The organism is uncultured Mucilaginibacter sp. (assembly GCF_903913935.1).
GTDB lineage: Bacteria > Bacteroidota > Bacteroidia > Sphingobacteriales > Sphingobacteriaceae > Mucilaginibacter.
Genome location: NZ_CAIWNH010000289.1, coordinates 1 through 7,911 on the forward strand (window position 1 = coordinate 1; position 7,911 = coordinate 7,911).

The following is a 7,911-nucleotide window of genomic DNA, read 5'->3' on the forward strand; positions in this document are numbered from 1 at the left end:
CCACCTGTGCCTATAAAAGGGTTAACAAATTGCGTGTAGTCTTTTTTTCTTTGGGCAGATGCTGATAATGCAAAAAATAAGATAAATGCACTTGTGATGATGCTCCGGTTAATAAGCTTCATTGAGATCGTTTAATTAATTTAGGCTAAAAATAGGTATAATGTCTGAACCGGGATTAAAGGGATTAATGGATTTTCACGATTTTTAAAATCCAAAATATCTGATAAATCTGTTTAATCTGGGTTCAGACAAATTCAGACGATAATCTTAAACTCATCCTCATCCTTCAAAAATGGCAGAGCGCGCCTGGTTTTTGTAACTTCATCCGCGTTAATGGTGAATGTATAAAGGTCTTCTTCGTCGCGTTTATAATAAACTACGTTACCGGTTGGGTCGATACATGTGGAATCGCCGGAATGATAAACTTCATTGCCATCGTGCCCTACGCGGTTTACGCCGATCACATAGGCCTGGTTCTCTATCGCCCGGGCGTTAATCAGTGTGCGCCAGTGAGCGATCCTCTTTTCGGGCCAGTTAGCGGTAACGATCAGCAGATCATACTCAGCGTGTGCATTTCTTAACCAAACCGGAAAACGGAGGTCGTAACAGATCATCGGGCAAATATTCCAGCCTTTTAACTTAACAATAAGCCTTTTGTTACCTGGCGTATAGGTCATATGCTCATTCCCCATAGCAAACAGGTGGCGCTTATCATAATATTCATAAGTACCATCTGGTCGCATCCAGATAAGGCGGTTATAATATTTTTCGTTTTCTTTAATGATGATAGTGCCAGTTAAAACGCAGTCATATTCTTTTGCGATTTTATACATCCACTTCATCGTTTTCCCGCCCATACCCTCGGCCAGTTTTTCCGCTTCCATAGAAAATCCCGTACTGAACATTTCCGGTAAAATGATCAGGTTGGTTTTTTCGCGGATATTGGATAAACGCGTGGTAATATTTTGCAGGTTTTTATCGATGTTTTCCCAGTAAAGATATCCCTGGAAGGTGGTTACTTTTAAATTTTCCATTCGTTAGTTTGGTTCATAGTTAATGGTTCATAGTTCATGGCTGCATTAACGGTTCATTATTTCTTCGTTGCTTAATAAAATTTTCGCCATAACCACAATAGGCTATGAACTATGAACCATCAACCATGAACTACACTTTCAACAATCTTTCAACGGCTTTATCGAGCGTTTCTTGTCTTTTGGCGAAACAAAAACGCAAAACGTGGTGATCTGTGCCCTTGGTATAAAAAGCCGAAGTGGGTATAGCCGCCACGCCAAATTCTTTTGTTAAGCGTAATGAAAAGTCGCTATCTTTCTCATCTGTAATGTTTTCAAAAGTAACGGATTGAAAATAGGAGCCGGAACAAGGTAATAATCTAAATTTCGTTTGCTCCAATCCTTTCCGAAAATAATCCCGCTTTTTTTCAAAAAACGCAGGCAGGCATAAATAAACGTTTTCATCTTTCAGATACTCCGCGATGGCATATTGGATCGGCGCGTTTACGCTGAAAACCAAAAACTGGTGTATTTTTCTAAACTCACTCATTAAAAAAGCAGGCGCCATACAGTAGCCAACTTTCCAGCCGGTGGCATGGAAAGGTTTGCCAAACGATGCTACTATAAAGCTGCGTTGCTGCAACTCGGGGTATCGGGCCATGCTATGATGCGTTTCGCCATCATATATCAGGTGTTCGTATACCTCATCGCTCAGGATCAAAATATCCTGGTTTTTTACCAACGCGCTTAGTTCATCAATATCCTCTTTGTGCAGGATGGTAGCCGTGGGGTTATGCGGTGTATTCAGGATGATCATCCTGGTCTTGCTGTTAATGAGCCTTTTTACCATATCCCAGGGGATGCGGTAGTCAGGCGGCTCCAGCTCCAGTGATTTTACAATACCGCCCATTAGTTTAATAGCAGGTGCGTAGCAATCAAATGCCGGCTCAAAGATAATCACCTCATCATTGGGGTTAATTACTGCTGTGATCGCGGTAAATATGGCTTGTGTGCCGCCTGCGGTTATGGTGATCTCAGTATCCGGATTGTAAACAGCTCCGTAAAGCTTTTCAGTTTTTTCGGCTATCCTTTCACGGAGGGCCTGCACACCCGGCATGGGGGCATATTGGTTATGCCCTTTTTTCATTGCTGAATTTACCAGCTTGATCAATTCAGGAGAGGTTTCGAAATCCGGGAAACCCTGTGACAAATTTATAGCGCCTACCTCATTTGCCAGGGCCGACATTACCGTAAATATAGTAGTCCCCGTTTGGGGTAGTTTTGAAATGATAGGAGTCATGCAGGCGTAAAAATACTTAAAAAAAGTTTAAGGACGCGAAAGGATGGTAAAAGCTTTTACCTTTCGGCTTTTACCTTTCACCTTCTTTATATAACTTCGTACCATGAAGCTATTGAAATACTTTTCGCTGATTTTGCTCGCTGCTTTTTTTTGTTCATGCCATTCGGGCGATAAAAAAATTATGCCGGTTGTTGGTTTTGTGGATGCTTTTGAAGATGCTTCGATCTCTCCTGCACGTACCGGTTTTGTGGATGCGCTAAAGAAAAACGGATTTAGTGAAGATCAAAAAAATATAAAGATAGAATACAGCAATGCGCAGGGAAGTATCCCTACGCTCACACAGATCGTCAACCAGTTTGTTTCCGAAAAAGTCGATCTGATGGCTACCTGTACTACCTTGTCTTCCATCACTGCTGCGCAAAAAACCAAGACTATACCCATATTTATGATGGTTTCGCCCATTGTAAAACTGATGAAGCTGGAGGGCGCAGACGGTAAGGCCCCTGCCAATCTGTTCGGCGCGGTTGAGGATTTGAATTATATTGATACTTCTTTTTCAAACATTCCAAAATTCATGAAACCGAAGGCAGGTAAACTGGTGGTAGGGATGATCTACAACCAATCGGAACCGCAATCAGTTGATGCCAAAAATAGGATACAATCCTTAGCGGATAAAATTAATATCTCTCTAATTGCCTTGCCTTTAAATTCTTCGGCAGATGCACAACTGGTAACACAGGCATTATTGAATAAAAACATCGACGCCTTTTTTGCCAACCCCGATAATACCGTATTTAGCGCTTTTGAAACCATATTAAAAAGCTGTAACCAAAAAAATGTGCCGATTTTTACCAGCGAAGTGGGCCTGGTGCAACGTGGCGCCGTTGCCGCCTTTGGCGCTGATATTTACCAATGGGGCTACCAGGCAGGGGAGCAGGCCGCACAATTTTTAAAAACACATTCAACGGCGGGTTTGCAGCCGGAAATGGTTAAAGTGCGCAAAAGGGTTTATAACCCAGCCGCTGTTAAAAAATACAACATCACTGTTCCTTCAAATTTTGAAGCTGTTAAGTAATGGATTTTTACCTCACCGCTTTATTACAGGGTTTGTGTTTCTCGGGAGTTGCCCTTGGAATTTATATATCAATGAAGATATTTAATATTCCTGATATTACAACCGACGGGAGTTATACATTGGGGGCGACAGTTACAGCCATATTTTTAACACATCATCAGCCAATTTATATTACCTTGCCGGCAGTTGCAGCGGCGGGTGCCACAGCAGGGGCTTTAACCGGGGTAATTCACACAAAGTTAAAAATCCATGCGCTGTTGGCTGGAATTCTGGTTATGACTGCCCTTTACTCAGTCTACCTTGCATTGATGGGACGATCTAATTTACCATTGATAGACGTTTCAACCTTGTTTAATATAATTAATATCAGCGCAGATCCAAATCATAATACTTTCTGGATATTGATAATTTTTGTAGGTATTATTACCCTTTTTATTGGTTACCTCCTTAAAACTGATTTCGGATTAGCTATGCGCGCAACCGGTAACAGTGAAACTATGATCCGCGCTTTAGGGGTTAACACTGACAGGATGAAGATAATTGGGCTCGCGCTTGCCAATGCATTAACAGCTACAAGTGGTTATCTTATCAGCCAGCAGCAAGGGTATGCAGACATCAGTATGGGTATAGGGATAGTAATTATTGGGCTTGGCTCGGTCATAATAGCGGAAACATTTATCAATTGGCTACGCCTTACCTCCATATGGTTAAGTTTGTTATTGGTGCTGAGTGGCGCCATAATATTTCAATTTGTATTGGCTATTACACTGGAAATTGGCGTTAATCCAATTTATTTAAAGGCAGTAACGGCAGTTTTTGTATTGTTAATAGTGAGTTTGCCCCGCATTAATTTCAGAACCGCTAAGTAAGTCCGAAATCGAAATTCCGAATTCCGAAATCAAAATATGATCGACATCAAAAACATTCACAAAACATTCAACACCGGCAGGTCAAACCAGGTAAATGCGGTAAATGGCATTGATCTGCATATCAAATCGGGAGAGTTTGTGGTGATTGTTGGTTCGAATGGTTCCGGCAAGACGACTTTGCTGGATATGGTTGCCGGGAGTGTTTTTCCAAACCAGGGAAGTATTATCGTTGATGGGAAGGATGTAACTAAACTACCCGATTACAGGCGCAGCCAATGGATTGCCCGTGTCTTTCAAAATCCAATGAGCGGTACGGCATCTGACCTTAGCATTATTGATAATTTCAGGCTAGCGGCCATACGGACCCGGGCAAAAGGTTTAACCATTGGCATTAATGACACCTTTAAAAATCAGGTTAAAGAGAAAATTTCAACCCTTGGCCTCGGCCTTGAAAATAAAATTGAGCAACCAATGGGCACCTTGTCAGGCGGGCAGCGCCAGGCATTAACTTTATTGATGAGCGTAATGGACAGTTGCAAAGTCCTGTTGCTGGATGAACCAACAGCAGCGCTTGACCCGCGGTCGGCGCAGGTGGTAATGAAAACCGCTGAAGAACTGATCAAAGATTACCGCTTAACTGCTATCCTCATCACTCACAATTTAAAAGACGCCTATACCTATGGTAACCGTTTGATTTTGATGGGAGAGGGGCTGGTAATGAAAGATCTTGGTGCTCAACAAAAATCCGCCTTAAAGCAAAATGATTTGTTTGATTGGTTTGGGTAATTCGGATTACACAGATTTGTTTTTGATTACACCGATTTTCAAAAAACACAATCGGTGAAATTATTTTCCTTAATCAGTGAAATCATTTATTTACTATCTTTGCAAAAAAAATAAATTCAATGCTACGTCTGAATCACTTCTGCAAACAAAACTTTTTGCGGCCCATGGGTGCGCAGCAGAAGAGTTATGCAATGGGCTAGTTCTCTTCATCAGTCCTGTTAAGGACAAATACAATTATTATTTTGTTGAATTTAAGGTTTGCTTTATTGCATGCCTCAACCCATTATTTAAAAGTTTATGGACACTTATTATACTATTGAAGAAAAGTATCTGCAGGCTGTTGAAGAAGTAAATTACGGCGAATCGCCAAAGGCTCTTCAATTGCTGAAAGAGATCATTGATAACGACCCGCTTTATGCGAGAGCTCATTTCCAGTTAGGGAAAATATATTATTATGAAATTAAGGATTACCAAACCGCGGGGTATCATTTTAAAACCTGTATGGACCTGGAGCCTTTATTCCCTGATAATTATTTCCATTACCTGAGTTTGGTGGTTTTTCTGAGGATGGAAAAACAGGCTAACCAAGTTATAGAAAAGGCCCTAAACGTTCCCGGAGTGAGTATTGCGTCAATCTATGAATTGCAGGGTTTGTTTTTTGAAAAGAATAAGGATTTTTCAAAAGCATTAACTGGCTATCAAAAAGCATTTATTGAGGTAACCGGGAAAGATCACAAGGATACCATTGAGGAGAGCCTTCATCGTGTGAAAGAAAAAATCCGGCGTAGCGTTGTTTATCAATACCAGCTTACCTGTTAATTATGATTTCACCGTTTAGTTTATGATTACACCGATTTGAAAATCAATCGGTGTAATCATTATGAAAAATCAGTATAATCACTTAATAGTCGCCCTAACCATTTTAACTTCTGATGTTTTTATCGAATTGGCCTTGTTACCAAAGCTTTTACGCACATAAGTTAAAACATCAGCAATTTGCTGGTCGGTCAAATCTTTATGCGGGGTCATCACATTAGAATAAGTTTGGCCGTTAATCTCCACATCTTCTTTAAAACCATTTAAAACTATGGTGATGAGTTTCGTTTTGTCACCAAGTACATAAGTGGTATTAATGAGTGGTGGATTCATCATCGGCACCCCATTACCATCGGCCATATGGCAGGCAATGCAGATCTTTCCGTAAACTATTCCCCCCCTGGCGATTGCCGCTGCGCTGCTTGTATGATGTACAGCTTTTTTTGCCTGAGCTTGAACCCTGCCTGCGAATATCGATATAAGTAATATTATAGCTGGTAAACAGTACTTCATTATTTTTTGTAATTGATTTTATAAATAGCACCGTGCTGATCGTCACTTACATAAAGTGAACCGTCAGGCCCCTGCGCCAGGCCGCATGGCCTGTGAGCGGCACCACCGGGTGATTTATTCGCACCGGCAAACCCATCGGCAAAAACCTCCCATTTACCATCGGGTTTGCCATCTTTAAATGGTTGAAATACTACACAGTACCCGGCCTGTGGCAATGGAGCCCTGTTCCATGAACCATGGAAGGCAATAAAAGCACCATTTTTATATTTTTCGGGAAATTGGCTGCCGGTATAAAATAGCAACCCGTCTGGTGCATAGTGACCGGGGTAAGCTGCCACCGGGTTGATGTACTTCGCATCCGCAGGCTTTTTACCATCGCCGCCATATTCAGGGCCGAGCATGTTTTTATTTTGCATCCAGTCGTAATAAACATACGGCCAGCCGGCATTGTCGCCTTTTTTTATAGCAAACATACATTCCGATGGGAGCTCTGCCGACTGTTTTTCAGAATAAAGGCTCGGGTATAGATCATGCAATGCGTCGCGCCCATGCTGCATCACAAACAATTGGTTATCCTGTTGATTCCACGAAATGCCAACCACATTTCTTAAACCCCATGCATAATGAACCCCATCACCATAGTGCTGGTCAGGCTTATTTGCCTTGAATTGCCAGATCCCGGCTGCCGAATCCAATATTGGACAGCCGGTTGCCTTAGGGTCATAGTCGCTGCATATATTTGAGTAAGCGCCGATATTAACGTAAATATTGCCATCATTATCCAGGCAAATGGCTTTCGGTTCGTGCATCCTTCTGCCAATTAATCCGGTAACTATTCGTTCCGGCTGGGCTTGGGGAGCCACCTCGTTTTTGTCGTTTAATTTAAAACGGTATACATCTGTGTTGTTGGAGGCATATAAATAGCCATCTTTAATGGCGATGCCGGTGCCACCGAAGTCGCCAAAGGTTGATTTTAATGTAGCCTTATCGCCGTCAATATGATATACCAAGATACTTTTCCCTTTTCTGTTATTCGCCAGGTGTACATAAAGGTCATTTTCCGGCGTAACCACCATGTGCCTTGGACTACCCGTATTTTCAGCAATAGTTACAGCGTTGAAACCTTCAGGAAGGATCAGCCCTGTACTTGCAGCCACGCCAGATCCTGTAGCCGGCGTATCCTTGCAGGCATTAAATAGTATCAATCCCGCTATTGCGAATAACGGCAATAATAGGATCATCATTTTTTTCATTTTCATAAGTCAATTTCCATTTGGTATCCAAAGTTAATTTAAAGTGTATTATCTGACTAAAATGTTTTGTACTAAAATAGTTACAGAACGTGTCGTTGTCGAAAAACTGACATTTATATGTGATTTTTTTGCCTTAGTCGTTAGCTGATAAAAAGAATAACTATGCAAAGTATTAATAATAAGCAAGATATAACAATATGATTGGCAATCTACTCCAGTTGAATATATTCTGTATTTATGACATTTAACAGAATATTATTTTGTAAGATGTTTATTTTATAAAATATAA

At 41.2% G+C, this 7,911-nt stretch carries 8 protein-coding genes; 4 read left to right on the forward strand and 4 right to left on the reverse strand.

Going from position 1 to position 7,911, the window contains the following annotated elements:
- Positions 1 to 254 precede the first annotated feature (254 nt).
- Both QZY09_RS11515 and QZY09_RS11520 read right to left on the reverse strand, forming a co-directional pair.
- Positions 255 to 1,034, reverse strand: a complete 780-nt coding sequence (locus tag QZY09_RS11515) for an amidohydrolase (RefSeq protein ID WP_295672512.1) — start codon at positions 1,032 to 1,034, stop codon at positions 255 to 257.
- A 130-nt stretch (positions 1,035 to 1,164) separates the two neighbouring features.
- Entirely contained in the window at positions 1,165 to 2,310 is a 1,146-nt protein-coding gene (locus tag QZY09_RS11520) for a methionine aminotransferase (RefSeq protein ID WP_295672514.1), read from the reverse strand.
- A 103-nt stretch (positions 2,311 to 2,413) separates the two neighbouring features.
- On the opposite strand from QZY09_RS11520, the gene QZY09_RS11525 reads away from it, so the two are divergent.
- From QZY09_RS11525 to QZY09_RS11540, 4 genes are all read left to right on the forward strand, one after another.
- Complete coding sequence (locus QZY09_RS11525) at positions 2,414 to 3,385, forward strand: ABC transporter substrate-binding protein (RefSeq protein ID WP_295672515.1); 972 nt, start codon at positions 2,414 to 2,416, stop codon at positions 3,383 to 3,385.
- Positions 3,385 to 4,254 (forward strand): ABC transporter permease, encoded by an 870-nt coding sequence (locus QZY09_RS11530; protein ID WP_295672518.1) that lies wholly within the window; start codon positions 3,385 to 3,387, stop codon positions 4,252 to 4,254. Before QZY09_RS11525 ends, QZY09_RS11530 begins: the two co-directional genes overlap by 1 nt.
- Before the next feature lie 36 nt (positions 4,255 to 4,290).
- Positions 4,291 to 5,040: an ABC transporter ATP-binding protein gene (locus QZY09_RS11535; RefSeq protein WP_295672520.1), complete on the forward strand. Its 750-nt coding sequence runs from the start codon at positions 4,291 to 4,293 to the stop codon at positions 5,038 to 5,040.
- A gap of 297 nt (positions 5,041 to 5,337) precedes the next feature.
- Positions 5,338 to 5,859 carry a hypothetical protein gene (locus QZY09_RS11540; protein ID WP_295672522.1) on the forward strand — a complete coding sequence of 174 codons (522 nt, stop codon included), beginning with the start codon at positions 5,338 to 5,340 and terminating at the stop codon, positions 5,857 to 5,859.
- A gap of 78 nt (positions 5,860 to 5,937) precedes the next feature.
- Here the strand turns inward: QZY09_RS11540 and QZY09_RS11545 are convergent, their stop codons facing one another.
- Both QZY09_RS11545 and QZY09_RS11550 read right to left on the reverse strand, forming a co-directional pair.
- Positions 5,938 to 6,369, reverse strand: coding sequence for a cytochrome c (locus QZY09_RS11545; RefSeq protein ID WP_295672524.1), 432 nt, complete (start codon positions 6,367 to 6,369; stop codon positions 5,938 to 5,940).
- Positions 6,369 to 7,628 (reverse strand): PQQ-dependent sugar dehydrogenase, encoded by a 1,260-nt coding sequence (locus tag QZY09_RS11550; RefSeq protein WP_295672526.1) that lies wholly within the window; start codon positions 7,626 to 7,628, stop codon positions 6,369 to 6,371. The genes QZY09_RS11545 and QZY09_RS11550 overlap by 1 nt, the downstream gene beginning before the upstream one ends.
- Positions 7,629 to 7,911: the final 283 nt, after the last annotated feature.

Excerpts from the sequence above, each read along its gene's own strand:
- QZY09_RS11515 (WP_295672512.1), bottom strand. The coding sequence starts at position 1,034 with ATGGAAAATTTAAAAGTAACCACCTTCCAGGGATATCTTTACTGGGAA.
- QZY09_RS11545 (WP_295672524.1), bottom strand. The coding sequence starts at position 6,369 with ATGAAGTACTGTTTACCAGCTATAATATTACTTATATCGATATTCGCA.
- QZY09_RS11520 (WP_295672514.1), bottom strand. The coding sequence starts at position 2,310 with ATGACTCCTATCATTTCAAAACTACCCCAAACGGGGACTACTATATTT.
- QZY09_RS11525 (WP_295672515.1), top strand. The coding sequence starts at position 2,414 with ATGAAGCTATTGAAATACTTTTCGCTGATTTTGCTCGCTGCTTTTTTT.
- QZY09_RS11530 (WP_295672518.1), top strand. The coding sequence starts at position 3,385 with ATGGATTTTTACCTCACCGCTTTATTACAGGGTTTGTGTTTCTCGGGA.
- QZY09_RS11540 (WP_295672522.1), top strand. The coding sequence starts at position 5,338 with ATGGACACTTATTATACTATTGAAGAAAAGTATCTGCAGGCTGTTGAA.
- QZY09_RS11535 (WP_295672520.1), top strand. The coding sequence starts at position 4,291 with ATGATCGACATCAAAAACATTCACAAAACATTCAACACCGGCAGGTCA.
- QZY09_RS11550 (WP_295672526.1), bottom strand. The coding sequence starts at position 7,628 with ATGAAAATGAAAAAAATGATGATCCTATTATTGCCGTTATTCGCAATA.